The organism is Kocuria sp. CPCC 205260, assembly GCF_040981045.1.
GTDB classification, from domain to species: domain Bacteria; phylum Actinomycetota; class Actinomycetes; order Actinomycetales; family Micrococcaceae; genus Kocuria; species Kocuria palustris.
Genome location: NZ_JAVKPT010000002.1, coordinates 418138 through 436759 on the forward strand (window position 1 = coordinate 418138; position 18622 = coordinate 436759).

General features: G+C 70.6%; 19 protein-coding genes. 14 read left to right on the top strand and 5 right to left on the bottom strand.

Annotated elements, in window-relative coordinates:
* Positions 1–82: 82 nt before the first annotated feature.
* Positions 83–1195, bottom strand: coding sequence for an LLM class flavin-dependent oxidoreductase (locus tag RF645_RS06635; RefSeq protein ID WP_368818815.1), 1113 nt, complete (start codon positions 1193–1195; stop codon positions 83–85).
* 231 nt (positions 1196–1426) lie between these two features.
* Between RF645_RS06635 and RF645_RS06640 the strand changes: the two genes are divergently transcribed.
* From RF645_RS06640 to RF645_RS06650, 3 genes are read left to right on the top strand one after another with little or no spacing between them, the layout of a single operon-like run.
* Positions 1427–2323 (top strand): ABC transporter permease, encoded by an 897-nt coding sequence (locus RF645_RS06640; protein ID WP_061712519.1) that lies wholly within the window; start codon positions 1427–1429, stop codon positions 2321–2323.
* Positions 2320–3195 carry an ABC transporter ATP-binding protein gene (locus RF645_RS06645; RefSeq protein WP_368818816.1) on the top strand — a complete coding sequence of 292 codons (876 nt, stop codon included), beginning with the start codon at positions 2320–2322 and terminating at the stop codon, positions 3193–3195. Before RF645_RS06640 ends, RF645_RS06645 begins: the two co-directional genes overlap by 4 nt.
* Before the next feature lie 23 nt (positions 3196–3218).
* Positions 3219–4289 carry an ABC transporter substrate-binding protein gene (locus tag RF645_RS06650; protein ID WP_171004140.1) on the top strand — a complete coding sequence of 357 codons (1071 nt, stop codon included), beginning with the start codon at positions 3219–3221 and terminating at the stop codon, positions 4287–4289.
* On the opposite strand, the gene RF645_RS06655 is transcribed toward RF645_RS06650, so the two are convergent.
* Positions 4241–5299, bottom strand: a complete 1059-nt coding sequence (locus tag RF645_RS06655) for an arsenic resistance protein (RefSeq protein WP_368818817.1) — start codon at positions 5297–5299, stop codon at positions 4241–4243. The two genes, RF645_RS06650 and RF645_RS06655, sit on opposite strands and share 49 nt — an antisense overlap.
* Before the next feature lie 88 nt (positions 5300–5387).
* Between RF645_RS06655 and RF645_RS06660 the strand changes: the two genes are divergently transcribed.
* Positions 5388–5702 (top strand): GNAT family N-acetyltransferase, encoded by a 315-nt coding sequence (locus tag RF645_RS06660; RefSeq protein WP_368818818.1) that lies wholly within the window; start codon positions 5388–5390, stop codon positions 5700–5702.
* A gap of 66 nt (positions 5703–5768) precedes the next feature.
* A complete protein-coding gene (locus tag RF645_RS06665; protein ID WP_368818819.1) occupies positions 5769–6791 on the top strand; it encodes a pirin family protein in 1023 nt (340 codons plus the stop codon).
* A gap of 6 nt (positions 6792–6797) precedes the next feature.
* Here the strand turns inward: RF645_RS06665 and RF645_RS06670 are convergent, their stop codons facing one another.
* A complete protein-coding gene (locus RF645_RS06670) occupies positions 6798–7637 on the bottom strand; it encodes a hypothetical protein (RefSeq protein WP_368818820.1) in 840 nt (279 codons plus the stop codon).
* Positions 7638–7791: 154 nt separating this feature from the next.
* Between RF645_RS06670 and RF645_RS06675 the strand changes: the two genes are divergently transcribed.
* Together RF645_RS06675 and RF645_RS06680 are read left to right on the top strand one after the other, a co-directional pair.
* Entirely contained in the window at positions 7792–8343 is a 552-nt protein-coding gene (locus RF645_RS06675) for a methylated-DNA--[protein]-cysteine S-methyltransferase (protein WP_368818821.1), read from the top strand.
* 142 nt (positions 8344–8485) lie between these two features.
* Positions 8486–8848, top strand: a complete 363-nt coding sequence (locus tag RF645_RS06680; protein WP_368818822.1) for a DUF2200 domain-containing protein — start codon at positions 8486–8488, stop codon at positions 8846–8848.
* 4 nt (positions 8849–8852) lie between these two features.
* Here RF645_RS06680 and RF645_RS06685 read toward each other — a convergent pair whose 3' ends face one another.
* The gene (locus tag RF645_RS06685; RefSeq protein ID WP_368818823.1) at positions 8853–9698 is read right to left on the bottom strand and encodes a PhzF family phenazine biosynthesis protein; all 846 of its coding nucleotides are present in this window, start codon (positions 9696–9698) and stop codon (positions 8853–8855) included.
* Between the two features lie 167 nt (positions 9699–9865).
* On the opposite strand from RF645_RS06685, the gene RF645_RS06690 reads away from it, so the two are divergent.
* The 7 genes from RF645_RS06690 (at position 9866) to RF645_RS06720 (ending at position 17606) form a co-directional block, all read left to right on the top strand.
* Positions 9866–10867: an NAD(P)-dependent alcohol dehydrogenase gene (locus tag RF645_RS06690; RefSeq protein ID WP_259903314.1), complete on the top strand. Its 1002-nt coding sequence runs from the start codon at positions 9866–9868 to the stop codon at positions 10865–10867.
* 134 nt (positions 10868–11001) lie between these two features.
* Entirely contained in the window at positions 11002–11460 is a 459-nt protein-coding gene (locus tag RF645_RS06695) for an ASCH domain-containing protein (protein WP_368818824.1), read from the top strand.
* 288 nt (positions 11461–11748) lie between these two features.
* Positions 11749–11889, top strand: a complete 141-nt coding sequence (locus RF645_RS06700) for a hypothetical protein (protein ID WP_368818825.1) — start codon at positions 11749–11751, stop codon at positions 11887–11889.
* A 3-nt stretch (positions 11890–11892) separates the two neighbouring features.
* The gene (locus RF645_RS06705) at positions 11893–13272 is read left to right on the top strand and encodes a SulP family inorganic anion transporter (protein WP_368818858.1); all 1380 of its coding nucleotides are present in this window, start codon (positions 11893–11895) and stop codon (positions 13270–13272) included.
* 214 nt (positions 13273–13486) lie between these two features.
* Positions 13487–14098, top strand: coding sequence for a TetR/AcrR family transcriptional regulator (locus tag RF645_RS06710; protein ID WP_368818826.1), 612 nt, complete (start codon positions 13487–13489; stop codon positions 14096–14098).
* On the top strand, positions 14095–15993 hold the full coding sequence (locus RF645_RS06715; RefSeq protein ID WP_368818827.1) for a DHA2 family efflux MFS transporter permease subunit: 1899 nt from the start codon (positions 14095–14097) through the stop codon (positions 15991–15993). The genes RF645_RS06710 and RF645_RS06715 overlap by 4 nt, the downstream gene beginning before the upstream one ends.
* Before the next feature lie 155 nt (positions 15994–16148).
* Entirely contained in the window at positions 16149–17606 is a 1458-nt protein-coding gene (locus RF645_RS06720) for a benzaldehyde dehydrogenase (RefSeq protein WP_368818828.1), read from the top strand.
* A 61-nt stretch (positions 17607–17667) separates the two neighbouring features.
* On the opposite strand, the gene RF645_RS06725 is transcribed toward RF645_RS06720, so the two are convergent.
* Complete coding sequence (locus RF645_RS06725; RefSeq protein ID WP_368818829.1) at positions 17668–18507, bottom strand: PhzF family phenazine biosynthesis protein; 840 nt, start codon at positions 18505–18507, stop codon at positions 17668–17670.
* Between the last annotated feature and the right edge of the window lie 115 nt (positions 18508–18622).

The following is an 18622-nucleotide window of genomic DNA, read 5'->3' on the forward strand; positions in this document are numbered from 1 at the left end:
TTCCTGGGCCGAGTGGATGCCCAGTTGCGCAGAATGGGCGAACAGCGCAACTGGGTATCCACTCGGCGGAGGGAGGGGAGGGTCAGGAGGGGTCCGGGGCCAGGACGCCGCGGCGCGCCAGCTCCGGGCGCAGGCCCTCGCCCACCCAGTAGGCCTCCTCCAGATGCGGGTAGCCCGAGAGGATGAAGTGCTCCACGCCCACCGCGTGGTACTGCTCGATCAGATCGGCGACCTCCTCGTGGCTGCCCACAAACGCCGTGCCCGCACCGCCGCGCAGCAGGCCGACGCCCGCCCAGAGCCCGGGGTGGACCTCCAAGTCGCGGGCGCTGTCCGGGACGGTGTCGCCGTGCAGCTCGGTCATCCCCTTCTGCGCCGTGGACTCGGACGCGGCCAGATGCTTCTGCGAGGCCTTCACCTCCTCCGGATCCATCTGCTCCAGGAAGCGCTGCGCCACGGCCCAAGCGTCCTCGGAGCGGTCCCGGGTGATCACGTGGGCGCGCACGCCGAACTCCAGGGTCCGGCCCTCTGCGGCCGCCAGCTCGCGCAGCCGCTCGATCCGTGCACCGACCTTCTCCGGGACCTCGCCCCAGGTCAGATGCACATCCGCCCGGCGCGCGGCCACGGGCAGCGCGGCCTCCGAGTTCCCGCCGAAGTACAGCGGCGGCACAACAGCAGGCTGCTCGAAGGCCCGGGCGTCGCGCGTCTTGTAGTGGGTGCCGTCGAAGTCGACACCACCCTCGGCCCAGATCGACGAGACGATCTCCATGAACTCATCGGTGCGCTCGTAGCGCTGATCGTGATCGAGCCAGTCGCCGAAGCGCTGCTGCTCGGCCGACTCCCCGCCGGTGACGATGTTGAACATCAGCCGCCCACCCGAGATCTTCTGGTAGGTCACGGCCATCTGGGCGGCCAGCGTGGGGGTGATCGTGCCGGGGCGGAAGGCCACCAGGAACTTCAGCTTGGAGGTGGCCCCGATCAGCGCGGCCGTGGCGATCCAGGCGTCCTCGCACCACGAGCCGGTGGGGGTGAGCACCGCATGGAAGCCGTTGGCCTCCGCCGCGCGAGCCACCTGTGCCAGGTAGTCGAGGCTCGGCTCGCGGGGCGTCGTCACTGCGCGGTCGTTCGAGTGCGGTCGGTCGACCACGGAGCGGCCGTCGCCGTTGGTGGGGAGGAACCAGTTCAGGGTCACGCTCATCGCGCAGGAAGCCTTCTCTCGAGCCGTGGGATGCTTGCCGTCGGCTCGAATCTACGTCCCCTGAGGCGCGCGTCCGGGAAATGCGACTCGATCCGTAGGAATAGTTGACCGAAGGGCACGGATCCCGGTCGAGCGCATGTGACGAGATGACGCCGGACTGCGGAGAATTCCTACATGTTCGGTAGGTTTCGGACTCCGACAGCTTCGCCCCTCCCCAGATCGGATGCCCCCATGTCCTCTCAGGCCACCGAGACGGCCCCGCCGTCGTCGGAGACGACCGACGACACGGACAGGGCCCGTCGCCCGCAGGGACGACGACGGCGCGGGCGTCTCCAGCGGATCCGCACCACGGCGCTGAGCCTGATCGTGCTCGTCCTGCTGTGGTGGCTCGTCACGGCCGTCGGCCTGGTCCAGCCGCTGTTCCTGCCTTCGCCGGGTGCGGTGTGGTCGGCCTTCGTGCAGGCCAGCTCGTGCCGTCCGGTCGATGACGACGCCACCCGGTGGGCCTGCGGTGAGCAGGGCTACTTCCTGTGGGAGCACCTGGCGCACAGCCTGCGCCGGATCGCGATCGGTGTGGGCGTCGGCGCGGTCGTCGGCGTGGCTCTGGGCGTGGTGCTCGGGGCGTTCCGCCCGGTGCGCGAGATCGTGGAGCCGTTCCTGCACTTCCTGCGCGCTCTGCCCCCGCTGGGCTACATCGGCCTGCTGATCGTGTGGTTCGGCATCGGGGACACCTCCAAGATCTGGCTGCTGTTCCTGGCCGCGTTCCCGCCGATCGCCGTGGCCACCATGCAGGGGGTCCAGGGCGTGCAGGTCGCGCGCGTGAACGCGGCGCGCTCGCTGGGGGCCACCCGCTGGCAGGTGATGCGCCATGTGACCATCCCGTCGGCGCTGCCGGAGGTCATCGGCGGCATCCGCATCGCCACCGGCTTCACCTGGACCACGGTGGTCGCCGCCGAGCTGAACAACGGCATCCCCGGCATCGGCGGCCTGGCCTATGTCTCCGGAACGCAGCTGCAGACGCCGCTGACCATCGCCTGCATCATCGTGATCGGCCTGGCGGCGGTGGGGCTGGATGCTCTGATCGCGGCCGTGGGTCGCGTGGCGACGCCGTGGCAGGGCCGCGCATGAGCGCCCCCGGACAGCCCAGCCACAACGGGCACGACGACCCCCAGGAGCCCTTCCCGATGGACGACCGGAGCATCTCCGCCAAGATCCGCCTTGCGGCCGCCGCCAAGGACTACACGACCGACTCGGGGGACACCGTGCACGCCCTGGCCCCCACGGACCTGGAGATCCGCGAGGGCGAGTTCGTGTGCATCGTGGGCCCGTCCGGCTGCGGCAAGTCGACGCTGATGGACATGATCGCCGGGTTCCACTCGCCCTCGAGCGGAGTCGTGGCGGTCGACGGCGACCCGGTCACGGGCCCGTCGGCGGCGCGCGGCGTGGTCTTCCAGCAGGCCAATCTCCTGCCCTGGAAATCGGTGCGGGCCAACGTGGAGCTCGGCCCGCTGCTGCGCGGCGCGCCGGCGCAGGAGCGCCGGGAGATCGGCGAGCGTCAGCTGCGGCTCGTGGGCCTGGAGTCCTTCGCGGACCGCAAGCCCTACGAGCTCTCGGGAGGCATGCAGCAGCGCGCCCAGATCGCCCGTGTGCTCGCCAACGACCCGGACGTCATCCTCATGGACGAGCCGTTCGGCGCACTCGATGCCCTGAGCCGCGAGCGGCTGCAGGTCGAGCTGCGCGGGATCTGGCGCCAGGACCGCAAGACGATCGTGTTCATCACGCACTCGATCGACGAGGCCGTCTACCTCGGCACCCGCGTGCTCGTGATGAGCCCGCGCCCGGGCCGGATCGCCCTGGACCTGCCGGTCGAGATCGGCCGGGACCACGACGACGTCTCCGTGCGCACCAGCCCCGAGTTCACCGCCCTGCGGGAGCGGATCGCCGGGGCGATCTACGGGGACGCCGCAGGCACGTCCCGCAGCACGACGGTCGGCGAATGATGATCAGCCACGAGGAGCGCCCCATGACCACCAGCATCCGCAGGGGCTCCGTCGTCGTGTCCCTGGCCGCCGTCGCTGCCCTGCTGCTCAGCGGCTGCACCGCAGCCCAGACCGAGCGTCGTCTCAATGCCGAGCACGGCGGCGCGGTCGCCGAGTGCCCCTGGGAGGCCGATGAGTCCGTCACCGGCACGATCGACCTGGGCTATCAGCTGCTGCCCAGCGGCGACCTGATCGTGCGCGATCAGCAGGTGCTGGAGACCTGCATGCCCAACGCCGACATCCGCTGGACCCAGTACGCCTCGGGTGCCGAAGTCGTGCAGGGCTTCGGCGGCGACTCCCTGGACATCGCGACGGTGGGCTCGTCCCCGGCGGTGAAGGCGCTGTCCGCGCCGCTGGACTTGCCCGTGGAGGTCGTGTGGATCCAGGACGTGATCGGCGAGTCCGAGGCCCTGATCGGCGCGGAGGGCATCACCGACCTCGAGGACCTGCGCGGCGGCAGCGTGGGCGTGCCCTTCGGTTCCACCGCCCACTTCAGCCTCCTGGCGCTGCTGGAGCAGGAGGGCCTGTCCGACGAGGTCACCGTGATCAACCTGTCCCCGGATGCCCTGCTCGGGGCCTGGCAGTCGGGGGAGATCGACGCCGCGTACATCTGGGACCCCACGCTCGGGGAGCTCGAGGCCGACGGCGGCACCCGGCTCGTCTCCAGCACCCAGGCCGCAGAGATCGGGGCGCCGACCTTCGACCTGTCGGCAGCCGATTCCGGGTTCGCCGAGGAGAATCCCGAGGCTATGGAGCAGTGGACCCGGGCGCAGGACTGGGCGGTGCAGATGCTGCAGGACGATCCCGATCGCGCCGCCGAGATCCTGGCGCTGCAGATGGGCTCGGATACCGAGACCGTCCGCCGCCAGATCGACGGCACCGGCTACCTGCGCGCCGGCGAGCAGCAGGAGCAGTTCTTCTCCGGGCCCCTGGCTGATGCCCTGATCGACACCGGGGACTTCCTGGACCAGCAGGGAGAGATCGACGCCCCCGCCGATCCGCAGCACTACCGGGACGCGGCGGCGTCGTCGGCGATCGAGGAGGTCGCGGGCTGACTCGAGGGCAGCAGGCGGGGAACCAGCCGCACGAGCATCACCATGCCCACGAGTTCGACCATGGTCTGCATGACCACGGCCAGCGGGATCAGCGGGGCCTGGTCCGCGACGGCCACCGCCAGGGGCAGCACCACTAGGGAGTTGCGCGCCGTCGCGCTGAAGACTGCGGCGCGCGCCGAGGCCACCGGCAGTCGAGCGGCGCGGACGACCAGCACGGTCAGGGCCGTCATGAGCACCAGGAAGGCCACGTAGACCGGAACGGACAGCGCGACCTCGGCCAGCTGGCCGCGCACCGCAGCGACCTGCGAGGCGATCACGGTGAGCAGCACCAGCATCAGTGCCGGGACCATGAGGGCCTGGCCGAGGGCCTCGATGCGTCGGGCGGTCAGGCAGACCTGTGAGCCTCGGGGTTCTGCGGAGACTGCCGCCGCGTCGTCGTCCGGTTCGCCGCCGCGGCCTACCGCGAGCTGCACGACGACGGCCGCGCCCAGCGGCACCAGCAGCATCCACACCAGGGCGCTGAGGAACGGCCCGGGCTCGATCCGCAGGGGGACGTCGGGCCCGGCCAGCAGCCACAGCAGCGGGCCCAGCAGGAGCATCTGCGCCAGCATCAGCAGCGGGGCCGCGGCGGTGAGGCGGGCGCGGTCACCTCCGGCCAGCCCGGCGAACACGATGACCCAGTCGATGCACGGCACCAGCAGCACCACCAGGACCCCCAGCACGAGCTCGGGATGACCGCTCAGCGGGCGGGTCAGCAGCCACGCGACCACCGGGACCACCAGGAAGTTCAGCCCCAGCAGCACCAGCAGGAAGCGGCGGTCGCGCAGTCCGTCGCCCAGCTGCGTCAGCGGGATCCCCAGGAACGTGCTCCACAGCAGCACCGCGATCAGCGGCGGCACGGCCGGCTCCCACGTGGACGTCACGGCGGGGAACGCCAGACCCAGGGCCGCGCCGAGGACCATGGTGGCCAGGTACAGAGGCACCTGATGCCGCTCCAGCCACGCGACCATGACCCCTCCGCTCCCGAGCTTTACGAACCTCCAGTCTCCGGTGGCCGCCTCGGCGGCACAAACCAGGGTCGCCGCGAGTTGCACGGGCATGACCGATGCACTGCCGCCCTCGCCCACCGCCGATCTCGAGCTGCGCCACGACACCGCCGCGCACGCCTTCCAGGCGCTCGACGGCGGTCGCGTCGTCGGCGAGGCCCACTACACCCCGTACGAGACCGACGGCCGCTCCCAGCGGATCTTCGACCACACCCTCACCCAGCTCAGCCATCGCGGCCGCGGCGTGGCCGATCGGCTGGTCTCCTGGGCGATCGCCGAGACCGTGGCCGAGGGCATCGAGCCGCAGGCCACCTGCTGGTACGTGCAGGGCTGGCTGCGCGAGCACCCGGAGGCACTGGCCGGTTGAGTCGGCGCCGCCGTCGTCGACCCGGGAGTTCGTGACATGTCACGGGGCCTGTGCTGGAATGACCCCGTGAGCAACGTGGAGCCCGTCCCGCTGGAGACCATCTGCACCGCCGAGCCGGGGCACGAGATCCAGATCCTGCCGCCGCGCATCGTCCCGTTGGGCGGGCCGCGCGCCATGGACGTTCGACGGGTGCTGCCGCAGCGCAAGCGCTCGCTGGTCGGCGCCTGGTGCTTCCTGGACAGCTACGGCCCGGACGATGTGGCGCAGACCGGCGGCATGGACGTCCCACGCCACCCGCACACCGGTCTGGCGACGGTCTCGTGGCTGTTCACCGGTCAGATCGACCACCTGGACTCGGCCGGCAACCGCGCCGTCGTGCGTCCCGGCGAGATGAACCTCATGGTGGCCGGGCGCGGGATCACCCACCAGGAGATCTCCACTGCGGACACGACGGTCCTGCACGGCGTGCAGCTCTGGTACGCGCTGCCTGAGGCCACGCGCCACATGGAGCACCGCTTCATCCATCACGTCCCGCAGCTCGTGCGCGGGGAGGGCTCGCAGATCCGCGTCTTCATCGGGCAGCTGGCCGGCGACGACGCCCAGGTCGAGACCTCCACGCCTCCGCTGCTGGGCGCGGAGATCCTGCTCGAGCCCGGTGCCGTGCTGGAGCTCGACGTCCAGGCCGGCTTCGAGCACGGCGTCTACTTGGACTCCGGCTCCCTGAGCGTGGACGGTGTCGCCGTGGAGGCCGAGCACCTGGCGTACATCGGCCCGGGTCGGGAGAGCCTCCGGCTGGAGGTCGACGACGACGCCGAGCCCGTGCGCCTCATCCTGCTGGGCGGCGAGCCGCTGGGTGAGGAGATCGTCATGTGGTGGAACTTCATCGGCCGCACGCACGAGGAGGTCGTGGCCTACCGGGCGATCTACCAGAACGAGCTCGGCTTCGAGGATGCCCCGTCCGAGGAGATCCTGGCCGCCGCGGGCCTGAGCCCGGACGATCCGCCGCGCTTCGGGCCCTACCCCGACGGCGAGCCCGATCCGTTGCCTGCCCCGCCGCTGCCGAACACCCGGCTGCGCTCGCGGGGCTGAGGCGCCTCAGCGGGTCTCGGCCGGCGAGCCGATCGCCTCGCGCAGCGCCTCGACAAACCCCTCCGGGGAGCTCACCGCGTGCGGCAGGGGCACCGCGACGGTGTCGCGGTGGGGACCGTCGACCAGCAGGAGCGTGAGCTCGCGGTCGGAGAGGGACACCGGGTAGGCGCGCCCCGTGGCGCAGCGCACGCCACCCGGCGCGTCTGAGTGCTCGGCGATCGGCGTCGACGCCGGGCGAAGCTCGGTGAGAAGGCCCGTCAGGTGCGTGCCCCATTCGGAGCGCAGCAGCTCGACGGTCTCGAGCTCCTCTGCCGGTCCGGGCCACGACGGCCGCGGGGCCAGGGCCTCGCGATCCAGCATGTGGCACCCGGGGATGTGGTGGATCGTCATGCGCAGGGGCTCCACGCGCCACAGCTGCGAGCCCGGCCAGCAGGTGAAGGTCCGGGCGATCTCGCTGGGCAGGGGCCCCTCGGAGAGCAGTGCGGTCTCCTCGTCCTCCGTGCAGCGGGTGACCACGGCATGGCCGCTGAGCTCGGCGACCGTCATGCGGATCTCGGCCACGGGGGCCTCCGCTGCGATCGTCATGGAGACGTGCTGCGGGCGCTCGATCGGCATGGGCGGCCACTGCCCCTCCTGCGGGGACACCACCATGTAGCGGGTGCCGTCCTGTGCGGCCCCGTGGAAGGACGTGTCCTGGAGGTGCCCGCGGACGCCGTCATGGCAGGAGATCGTCATCCGGCCGGCGCCGTTGAGCAGGCGTGCCGCGGCATCTGCGGCGGCGACGTCCAGGTGGCAGGGGGTGCCCTGTGCCGGAGCGGCTGTCTCGGCGTTCTCGCTGGGGGTCATGATCGCTCCAGAGGGTGTCGGCTGCGGTGGTGCGGCGGGGCCCGTCGCACCCTCGATAAGGTGAGCCTAACCTGATCTTGAGGTGCGCCGTCAAGAGCGGATGCCCTGTTGCGGGTCGAGCTGAGCGTCGTCGTGCCAGGATCGGGGCATGCACATGCCCTCTGAGCCCGTCTGGAGCTGGGTCGAGACGCCGATCGGCGACGGCCTGATCGTGATCGGGCCGCAGGGTGCGATCCGGGCGGCGTTCTCCCGCCCCGACGGCACGGGCATGCCCAGCGAGGAGTCCGTTCTGATCGAGGCAGGCGCTCAGCTCGGAGCTGCGCCTGCGCACGACCCTGCCGCGCTGGCCGAGATCCTGGAGCGGATCGAGGCCTGGTTCGACGGCTCCGTGCAGGACCTCGACGTGCCCGTCGACCTCGCTCCGGCTGACGGCTTCAGACGGGCGGCGTGGGAGCGGATCGCGCAGATCCCGTACGGGCAGACCCTGGCCTACGGGCAGCTGGCCGCCGAGGCGGGCCGTCCCCGAGCCGCACGTGCGGCGGGGACGCTGTGCTCGGAGGTCCAGGTGCCCCTGTTCCTCCCGGTGCACCGCGTGACCCGCGCCGACGGCAGCACCGGCGAGCCCGACCCCCGCCATGCCGTGCGCCGCATGCTGATCGACCACGAGCGCGCGGTCCTGACCGGCGACCCATCCCCCTGGGCGTGAGCGCTGCCCCGTCGAGGCCGTAGCACCGCATGCCCCCACCGTTGAGGCCGCACAGTCGCATGCCATCCGCGCTGATGGGTGGCCCTTCTGCGGCCTCAACGCGTGCGGCGGCGAGCCGATGCAGGTCGATAGGGTTCTGCGCATGACGACCGATGAGAAGACCCTCCAGCGGGTCGCCGCCATGCCGTTCGCCTCGGTGTATCCGCACTACGTGACCAAGGTCGAGAAGAAGGGCCGCACCCGCGAGGAGCTGCACGCGATCATCACCTGGCTGACCGGCTACGACGACGCCGAGATCCAGCACCACCTGGACGCCGAGACGCCGTTCGAGGAGTTCTTCGCTCAGGCGCGGCTGAATGAGAGCGCCGAGCTGATCACCGGCGTGGTGTGCGGTGTCCGCGTGGAGGAGATCGAGGAGCCGCTCATGCAGCAGGTCCGCTGGATGGACAAGCTGGTCGACGAGCTCGCCAAGGGCAAGGCGCTCGAGAAGATCCTGCGCGGCTGAGGTCTCAGAAGCTCACGATGCCGGTGATCGTGACTTCGGCGGGCCCGCCGACCCACACGTCCTGACCGTCCGAGCGCACGCGCACCCGTCCGCTGCGACCGATCGCCGTGCCCTGCGCCGCCGTGTACTCCTCCGGTGCCACCCCGGCGCGGATCAGCCACGTCCCGAAGCCCGCCTGGAGGCTGCCCGTCACAGGGTCCTCGCGCATGCCGTGCTCCGTGGGCACGAAGGCGCGGACCTCCACGTCGGCATCCCGTCCCGGCTCATGCGGGCCGAAGACGCCCAAGCGCAGATCGTGCTCCGCGATCAGGGCGGCGTCCGGCTTTAGGGCCAGGACGGTCTTGGCATCCGCCACCACGATCCCCAGCCACCCGGGCCCGTTGTCCACCCAGTTGGCGCCCTGGACATCGCCGGGCTTCAGCCCGAGCGCCTCGGCGGCCACGGCGAGCGTCGAGGACTCGACCTCGCCGTTGCGGCGCAGGGGAGGGGCCGAGAAGGACAGGCCGTCGTCGTCGGACAGGACGGTGATCAGACCCGCACCGCACTCCTGGATCACGGTGCCGTCGCGGCGCAGGGCACCTCCGGCGGCGAGCCAGGCGCGTGCCGAGCCCAGGGTGGGGTGCCCGGCGAACAGCAGCTCCTCCTGCGGGGTGAAGATCCGCACGCGGTAATCGGCCCGCTCGTCCTCCGGCGGCAGCAGGAAGGCAGTCTCGGAGAGGTTGGTCCAGCTCGCGAACTGGGCCATCTGCTCATCGGTGAGCTCGGCGGCGTCGTGCACGACGGCCAGCGGATTGCCCCCGTGCGGCACCGCGGAGAAGACATCGACCTGGGAGAAGCGGAAATCGACCATGGTCGTGAGTCTGGCAGCGGGCTCGGACGGCACAACGGCCCCGCGCGGTCATGGCGATCGTCGTGCTGAGGGCGGATCGGCTCTTCTGCGACGTCAGCCGTAGGTGGCAGGCTGGAGGCACAGTCAACCGCGGACCCGCGTGCGGTCCGTTCGAGAGGAGCCCGACCATGAAGCAGTTCATCGTCCCCGCCGGCGGCGGCCTGGAGAATCTCCGGGTCGACGACGTCGCAGAGCCCGGCGCTCCCGGCCCCGGCGAGATCCGCGTGCAGGTCAAGGCCTCTAGCCTGAACTTCCACGACTACATGGTGATCTCCGGCGAGATGCCCCCGAACGAGGATCGCGTGCCCCTGGCGGATGCCTCCGGCGTGGTCGCGGAGGTCGGCGAGGGTGTCGACGAGTTCGCGGTCGGCGACCACGTGGTCTCCGTGTTCTTCCCGTTCTGGCAGTCCGGCGATGACGTCGAGTCCTCCTTCTCGAGCTCCCCGGGCGACGGGGTGGACGGCTATGCCCGTGAGTCCGTGGTGCGTCCGGCGAGCTGGTTCACTGCAGCGCCCGAGGGGTGGACCCACCCGGAGGCCGCGACCATCACCACCGCAGGCGCCACCGCGTGGCGCTGCCTGGTGACCGAGGGCGGGCTGAAGCCCGGGCAGACCGTGGCCCTGCTGGGCACCGGGGGCGTCTCGATCCTGGCGCTGCAGATCGCCAAGGCCATGGGTGCCACGGTGGCGATCACGTCCTCCTCGGATGAGAAGCTCGCTCGCGCTCGCGAGCTCGGCGCAGACATCACCGTGAACTACAACGACGACCCCGAGTGGGGCCGCACGATCAAGAAGCAGACCGGCGGGGCGGACATCGTCCTGGAATCGGCCGGTGCGCAGACCCTGCCGCAGTCGCTGCGCGCCGTGAAGCCGGGCGGGGTGATCTCGCTGATCGGCGTGGTCGCCGGCGGCAACGGCGAGATCCCCACTGCGCTGCTGATGACCAAGCAGGTGCGCCTGCACGGCGTGCTGGTGGGCTCGCGGGCCACGCAGCAGGAGTTCGTGACCGCCATGGACGGCCTGGGCATCCGGCCGGTGCTGGACCAGACCTTGCCCATGACCGACCTGGCGAGGGCCTGCGAGCTCATGGGCGGGCAGTCTCACCTGGGCAAGATGGCCCTGGAGTGGTGATTCGCCGCCACTGAGCGCGCGTGCGCTCGTCGAGATCCCGCTTCCGTGCGGCCGACCAGCCGAGATCCCGCCAGAATGCGCGGAATCGCCGGATCTGCGCACGGAAGCGGGATCTCGGCAGGAGAGTGAACAGCATGGACCTGATGCCCTATTGGAGGGGCGTCCGGGCTGAGGTCGCCGGGTTGCCTGAGCAAGTGCCGGAGGCATGGGCCTTCGGTGCCGAACCCGCGCAGGCCGACGAGCTTCTGGCTCTGGTGCTCGCTGGAATCAAGACGGCAACTGCGTCATCGCTGTGGGACTACGAGGCCGAAGGCGAGCCGCTGCCGATAGCGGGAGGTCTGAGCATCATCCTGGACGGTCGCGGTGAGCCGCGCGCTGTGATCCGCACGACCGACGTGCACGTGGCCCCCTTCTGCGAGGTCGGCGCAGTGCACGCGCACGCCGAAGGGGAGGGCGACCGGTCCCTGGCGCACTGGCGCGCTGTCCATGAGCAGTTCTGGCGTCAGCACTCCCCGGGCGGCCGAGGCTTCGACGATCAGATGCCGGTGGTCTGCGAGCGGTTCACGCTGGTGCACCCGCTTCCGCCCAACTGACGCTTCCGTGCGGCCGACAAGCCGAGATCCCGCCAGAATGCGCGGAATCGCGGAATCTGCGCACGGAAGCCCGATCGCGCACGGAGGCCTGATCTCGGCAGGTGTGATGCGCTGAGATCGGCTCGACAGCGATTCCCGCGCCAGGCTAGGGTGCGACGCTTGTGCCCGCATGGCCCGGCGGGCATCGCCCCGTCTCCGCAGCCTCCACGAGGGGCATCGTCGGGCGCGCTAGATCCCCTCGCCCTCGGGAGGCCGCATCCGAGCACCTGACCCTGGAGACATGACTTCATGACGACTGCGACCACCTCCGCCGCCCAGCGCAGCGGACAGCACTCCGCGCCCTCGGTGCTCACCGCGCTGCGGAACCCGCGGATCCTCACGCGCGAGGTGCTCGCCGGGCTGGTCGTGGCTCTGGCCCTGATCCCCTAGGCGATCTCGTTCTCGATCATCGCCGGGGTCGACCCCAAGGTGGGCCTGTTCTCGTCGTTCATCATGGCGGTGACCATCGCCTTCGTCGGTGGCCGTCCCGCCATGATCAGCGCCGCCACGGGAGCGGTCGCCCTGGTAGTCGCGCCCGTGGTCCGCGACTACGGCACGGCGTACTTCATCGCGACGGTGCTGCTGGCGGGCTTGTTGCAGATCCTGCTCGCGGTGCTCGGTGTGGCCAGGCTGATGCGGTTCCTGCCGCGCAGCGTGATGGTCGGATTCGTGAACGCGCTGGCGATCCTGATCTTCATGGCCCAGGTCCCCGAGCTCATCGACGTCCCGTGGGCGGTCTACCCGCTGGTGGCGATCGGACTCGTGATCCTGGTCTTCATGCCGCGGCTCACCAGGGTCGTTCCGGCGCCGCTGGTGTCGATCGTGCTGATCACCGCCGTCGTGGTGGCCCTGGCCATCGACGTGCCGGCCGTGGGCGACAAGGGCGAGCTGCCCCGCAGCCTTCCCGAGCTGTTCATCCCGAACGTCCCCCTGACCTGGGAGACGCTGACGATCATCGGTCCCTTCGCGCTGGCGATGGCGCTCGTGGGCCTGATGGAGTCGCTCATGACCGCCAAGCTCGTCGATGACATCACCGAGACGCGCTCGAACAAGACCCGCGAGTCCTGGGGGCAGGGCGTGGCGAACGTGGCCTCGGGCCTCTTCGGCGGCATGGGCGGCTGCGCCATGATCGGGCAGACCATGATCAACGTGAAGGCCTCGGGCGCGCGCACGCGCATCTCGACCTTCCTCGCCGGCGTCTTCCTGCTGATCCTCATCGTGGTGCTCGGCGACCTGGTGGCGATCATCCCCATGGCCGCGCTGGTGGCGGTGATGATCATGGTCTCGGTCGGCACCTTCGACTGGCACTCGATCAGGCCCTCCACCCTGCGGCGGATGCCCAAGAGCGAGACGGCCGTCATGGCGATCACCGTCGCGGTCGTCGTCGCCACGCACAACCTGGCCATCGGCGTCATCGTGGGCGTGCTCGTGGCCTCCGTGATGTTCGTGCGACGGGTCGCCCACCTGGTCGAGGTCAGGCGCGAGATCGTCGAGCGGGAGGGCACCCAGGTCGCCCACTACACGGTCGAGGGCCAGCTGCTCTTCGCCTCCAGCAACGATCTGACCACCATGTTCGACTACGCGGCCGACCCTGAGCATGTGGTCATCGATTTCGCGCGCTCCCACGTCTGGGACGCCTCGACGGTGGCGGCCCTGGACGCGATCGAGACGAAGTACGAGCAGCACGGCAAGACCGTGGAGTTCGTCGGCATGGACGAGGTCACCACCGCGTTCCACGCCCGCCTCACGGGTGGTCTGGGCGCCGGCCACTGAGGCTTCTGCGCGCCCTGCCTGCCGAAATCCTGCTTCCGTGCGCCCGGCGTGCCGAGATCACGTCAGAATGCGCGGATTCGGCGAATCTGCGCAGGGGAGAATGATCTCGACGGCGGCGGTGCACGGAGGCCGGATCTCGGCGCCCGTGGCGATCGTCACGCAAAGTGCAGTTGTGCAGAAATAACGCGAGTGCAAAAATGCATGAGTGCAAGAAGTGAGTCTGAGGGAGCGCAAGAAGGCCCAGACGTGGCACGACATCCACGTCGTCGCCGCTGAAGCCGTGCTGGAGCGGGGTCTGCAGGCCGTGACGGTGGAGGACATCGCCGCGTCCGTGGGGATCTCCCAGCGCACGTTCTTCAACTACTTCCCCACCAAGGATCACGCGGTCATGGGGGTGCGCGAGCCGATCATCCCGGAGGGCGTCGCTGAGCGCCCGCCGGAGGGTGCGAGCACCCTGCGCGGCGTCGTCGAGCTCTACATGCAGCTGGTGGCCTCCGCCATGCCCGCGAACTCCGCGAACTTCCGGGTCCGCCTCATGCAGACCCACCCGGACCTCGGGCGTCTGCTCAAGGACACGATGCACGGCTGCGAGCACATCGTGCGCGATCTGCTCCGCGGCTGGGCCGAGCAGGGCCTGGAGCCCCGGATGCTGGGTCCCGGTCCTGACCTCGACGAGCGCATCAGCATGCTCGTGCTCACCGCCGGTGCCGCGCTGCGCTTCGTGTTCTCCCGCCCGGACCGTGTTCCTGGCTCCGAACCTTCCCCGGAGGACCTCGACCACGCGGTCGACGTCCTCGTCAGCCTCATCAGAACGGACCACGTATGACCAAGACACCTCCCTGGGGCGACCCCGCGCAGGGGCGCCCCTCCGACGAGCACCAGTCCACGGGCTCGCTCACGGCCGTGGACTCGGCCAGCCTGGGGCTCCCCAGCTCCTCGCCGATGACCGGCCAGCTGACCGCCGTCCGCGGCGCCTCCGACGGGCGCCGGGCGGAGGCGGCAGAGCGCAATCAGGAGGTTGAGCAGGCCGACCAGCCGCGCCCTCGCCTGATCCCGATCTTCATCGCGCTGATGCTCGCGATGCTGCTTGCCTCGCTGAACCAGACCGTGCTCTCCACCGCGCTGCCCACCATCGTGGGCGAGCTCGACGGCGTGCACCAGATGCAGTGGGTCATCACCGGCTACATCCTGGCCTCGACCGTGACCATGCCCTTCTACGGCAAGATCGGCGACCAGATCGGGCGCAAGCCCCTGCTCGTGGGCGCGATCCTGGTGTTCATGGCCGGCTCCGTCGTGGGCGGGCTGGCCCCCACCATCTGGTGGCTGATCGCCGCCCGCGTGGTCCAGGGCCTGGGCGGCGGCGGCCTGATCATCCTCTCCCAGACCGTGATCGCCGACATCGTCCCGGTGCGCGAGCGCGGCAAGTACATGGGCGTCATGGGCGGCGTCTTCGCGCTGTCGTCGGTGGTGGGGCCGCTGATCGGCGGCTGGATCACCGAGGGTCCGGGCTGGCGCTACGCCTTCTGGATGAGCGTCGCGCTCGGCGTGATCGCCCTGGCCGGCGTCGTCTTCTTCCTCAAGCTGCCCAAGCACAACGGCCGCGTCTCCGTGGACGTGTGGGGCATGCTGACCCTGGGTGTGGCGACCGTGGCCGTGATCCTGACGATCACCTGGGGCGGCAGCACCTACGACTGGGCCTCGGCGCAGATCTTCGGGCTGATCGCGATCGCCGTGGTGTTCACCGGGATCTTCATCGTCATCGAGTCCCGCGTGGCCGAGCCGGTCATGCCCCTGGGCATGTTCCGCAGCCGCACGTTCCTGCTGGCCACGGCCTCCGGAATGATGATCTCCGTGGCCATGTTCGGCGCGATCGGCTACATGCCGACCTACCTGCAGATGGTCCACGGCGCCAGCGCGACCAGCTCGGGCCTGCTGATGACGCCCATGATGGCGGGCGTGCTGATCGCCTCGACCGGATCGGGAGCCCTGGTCTCGCGCTACGGCCGCTACAAGGCCTACCCGCTGGTCGGTGCGGTGCTCGTGGTCATCGCCCTGCACCTGCTCTCCCAGCTCACCGCTGAGGCCGCCGTGTGGCACGTGTGCCTGGCGCTGGGGGTCATGGGCGTGGGCCTGGGCCTGATCATCCAGATCCTGGTGCTCGCGGTGCAGAACGTGTTCCCCGGCTCGATGGTCGGCACGGCCACGTCGGGCAACAACTTCTTCCGCCAGGTCGGGGCCACGATCGGCTCGGGAGTGGTCGGCGTGATCTTCGCCGGTCGCCTGACCGACCTGATCGCCGAGCGGATGCCCGCCCAGGCCCAGGCGGCCATGCAGGGAAGCGGCTCGGACGCCTCCTCCGGGCTGACGCCCGAGCTGGTGGACTCGCTGCCGGCGCCGATCCAGGACGTGATCACCTCGTCCTACAACGACGCCCTCACGCCGATCTTCATGGTGATGATCCCGCTCGTGGTGCTCGCGCTGATCCTGATGGCCTTCATCCCGGAGACGCCGCTGGCCACCTCCATGAAGCGCGACGTCCGGTCCGAGGGCGGCGGCGCCGACGACGCCCGCGGCGAGGTCTCCGGCTCCGCTGCGCGCCCCGCCGCTGAGGGGGCCGACGTCGACCGGTCCGCTGCCGATCGCACCGCCGACGACGAGCGCCGCGACCCGGCGCCCGAGCCCCTGCCGGTGCTCGACGCCCAGGAGCAGCCCCGCCGCTGACCTGCGCAGCTCAGCCGCTCCCACAGCGCCCCGCCGACCATGGTCGGCGGGGCGCTGTCTCGTTAGGCTCGAGGGCATCGAGCGACGCGGATCACACCTGTTCCGCGCGCATCCCCGCGACGCCCGCTGCGGGCGCGCAGAAGGAGGACAGCCCTGTGACTCTTCTGGACACCTCGGCCTTCGACGGCCGCATCTTCACCGGCACGTGGGAGCAGGGCGAAGGCGAGCCGATCGTCGTGCGCAACCCTGCCGACAACGCCGAGCTGGCCACGATCGGCTCGGCCTCGGCGGAGCAGGTCCATCAGGCCGCCGCACGCGCCGTCTCGGCGCAGGAGAAGTGGATCGCGTTGAAGCCCTCCGAGCGCGCCTCGGTGCTGCGCCGCGCCGGCCAGATCATCCAGGAGAACCACGACGAGCTCGCCGGCTGGGTCATCCGCGAGACCGGCGGCATCCCTGCCAAGACCGGGCTGGAGGTCGGCAATACGGCCGCCGAGTGCTTCGAGGCCGCCGCCCTGCCGAGCCACCCGCACGGCCAGTGGCTGCCCTCCGACGGCGCCCACTGGTCCTTCTCTCGCCGCCGCCCCTGCGGCGTGGTCACGGTCATCGCGCCGTTCAACTTCCCGCTGCTGCTGGCCATGCGCTCCGTCGCCCCGGCCCTGGCCGCGGGCAATGCCGTGCTGCTCAAGCCGGATCCGCGCACCTCGGTCATCGGCGGCTTCGCCCTGGCCCGGATCTTCGAGGAGGCCGGGCTGCCCGAGGGCGTCCTGCAGGTGCTGCCCGGCGGCGGAGACATCGGCGCCGCATGCGTGGAGGCCGAGGGGGTCCGCGTCATCTCCTTCACGGGCTCCACCGCCGCGGGCCGGAAGATCGGCGCCGTCGCCTCGGAGAAGCTCAAGCGCGTGCACCTGGAGCTCGGCGGCAACAACGTGGCGATCGTGCTGCCGGGGGCTGATGTGGACCTGGCCGCCTCTGCCGGGGCCACCGGCTCGTTCTTCCACCAGGGCCAGATCTGCATGAGCACCGGCCGGCACATCGTCCATCAGGACGTCCACGACGAGTACGTCGACCGGCTGGTCGCCCGGGCCGAGGCCCTGGCGGTCGGCGATCCCTCGACCGGGCAGGTCCACCTCGGCCCGATCATCGACGAGAAGCAGCTGAAGAACATCGACTCGGTCGTCCAGGACTCCCTGACGGCCGGCGCCGTGGCGCGCACCGGCGCGGATCACGACGGCCTGTTCTACCGCCCGACCGTCCTCACCGACGTCACGCCGGACATGCCGGCCTGGTCGCAGGAGATCTTCGGCCCGGTCGCCCCGGTGCACCGGGTGGCCTCCGTGGACGAGGCCGTCGAACTGGCCAATGCCTCCGAGTACGGACTGTCGGTCTCGATCATGGGCCCCGTGGGCGAGGCCATGAAGGTCGCCGATCGCATTCGCTCTGGCAAGGTGCACATCAATGAGATGACCGTGGCCGATGAGGCCAATGCGCCCTTCGGCGGCGTGGGCGATTCGGGCAACGGCAGCCGCTTCGGAGGTGCTGAGGCCAATCTCGAGGCCTTCACCGAGATCCAGTGGGTGACGGTCTCCCCGGACGAGATCCAGCACCCGTTCTGACCCCACTTCAGCACGGTGCCCCGCCGACGGTCATCGACAGGGCACCGTGCTCCCGGAGGTCTCAGGCCTCGAGCGTCCCCCCGCTGCGGGCCACCACGGCGCCGCCGACCCAGGTGCCGTCGTCTCCGGTGCTCACGCGCATCAGGGCGCTGTGGCCGACGGCGCGGCCCTGGGCCACCGTGAACGACGCCGGGGCGAGTCCGCGCGGCACGAGCCAAGAGGCGAAGGCAGCCACGAGGGTCGCGGTGGCCCGCTGCTCGTCGATGCCGCGGGACGGGGCGAAGGAGCGCAGCTCGAAGTCGGCGGGGCTGCCATCGGCGTGCGGGCCCAGGACGCCGACCATGTGCTGGCCGAGCTGGTCGATGTCCGGCTCCATGGCCAGCACGGTCTCGGCGCTGTCCGCGAGCAGCCCCAGGAACCCGGTCCCGGAGTCCAGCCAGGCCGACCCCTGCACCTGATCGGGCTCCAGGCCGAGGACCTCGCAGATGATCTCGACGGTGAGCTCATCGGGTTCTCCGCGGTCGAACAGCGGCGGGGCCGTGAAGCTCAGGGTCTCGTCATCCTGCACCTGGACCGGGGTCAGCCCGATCTCGCTCTGCTGGACGAGGGTGCCGTCGCTCGCCGAGGAGCCTTCGCGGTCGAGCCAGGCCCGGGCGGCCGCGAGGGTGGACATGCCCGCGAAGCGCACCTCGGTCTTGGAGCGGAACGCTCGTGTGCGGAAGTCTGCTCCGCTGTCGGTGGGGGAGAGCACGAAGACGGTCTCCTCGTGCGGCAGCCACTCGGCCAGGCCGTGGATCCGCTCCTCGGAGAGGCCGTCGGCCTCGAGCACGACGGCGATGGGGCTGCCCTCGAAGGGCTCGGTCGCGAAGACGTCGATGACGGCGTGGGGAAGGGCACTCATGGCCACGAGCGTAGGGCGCGAAAGCCCCTGGATCGGTCGCAGAACAGGCTTTCGGAGCCCTTGCAGAATCAAGAGCGGACGGGTCGATGCGGACTCGTCGGCAGGACCCCGACGA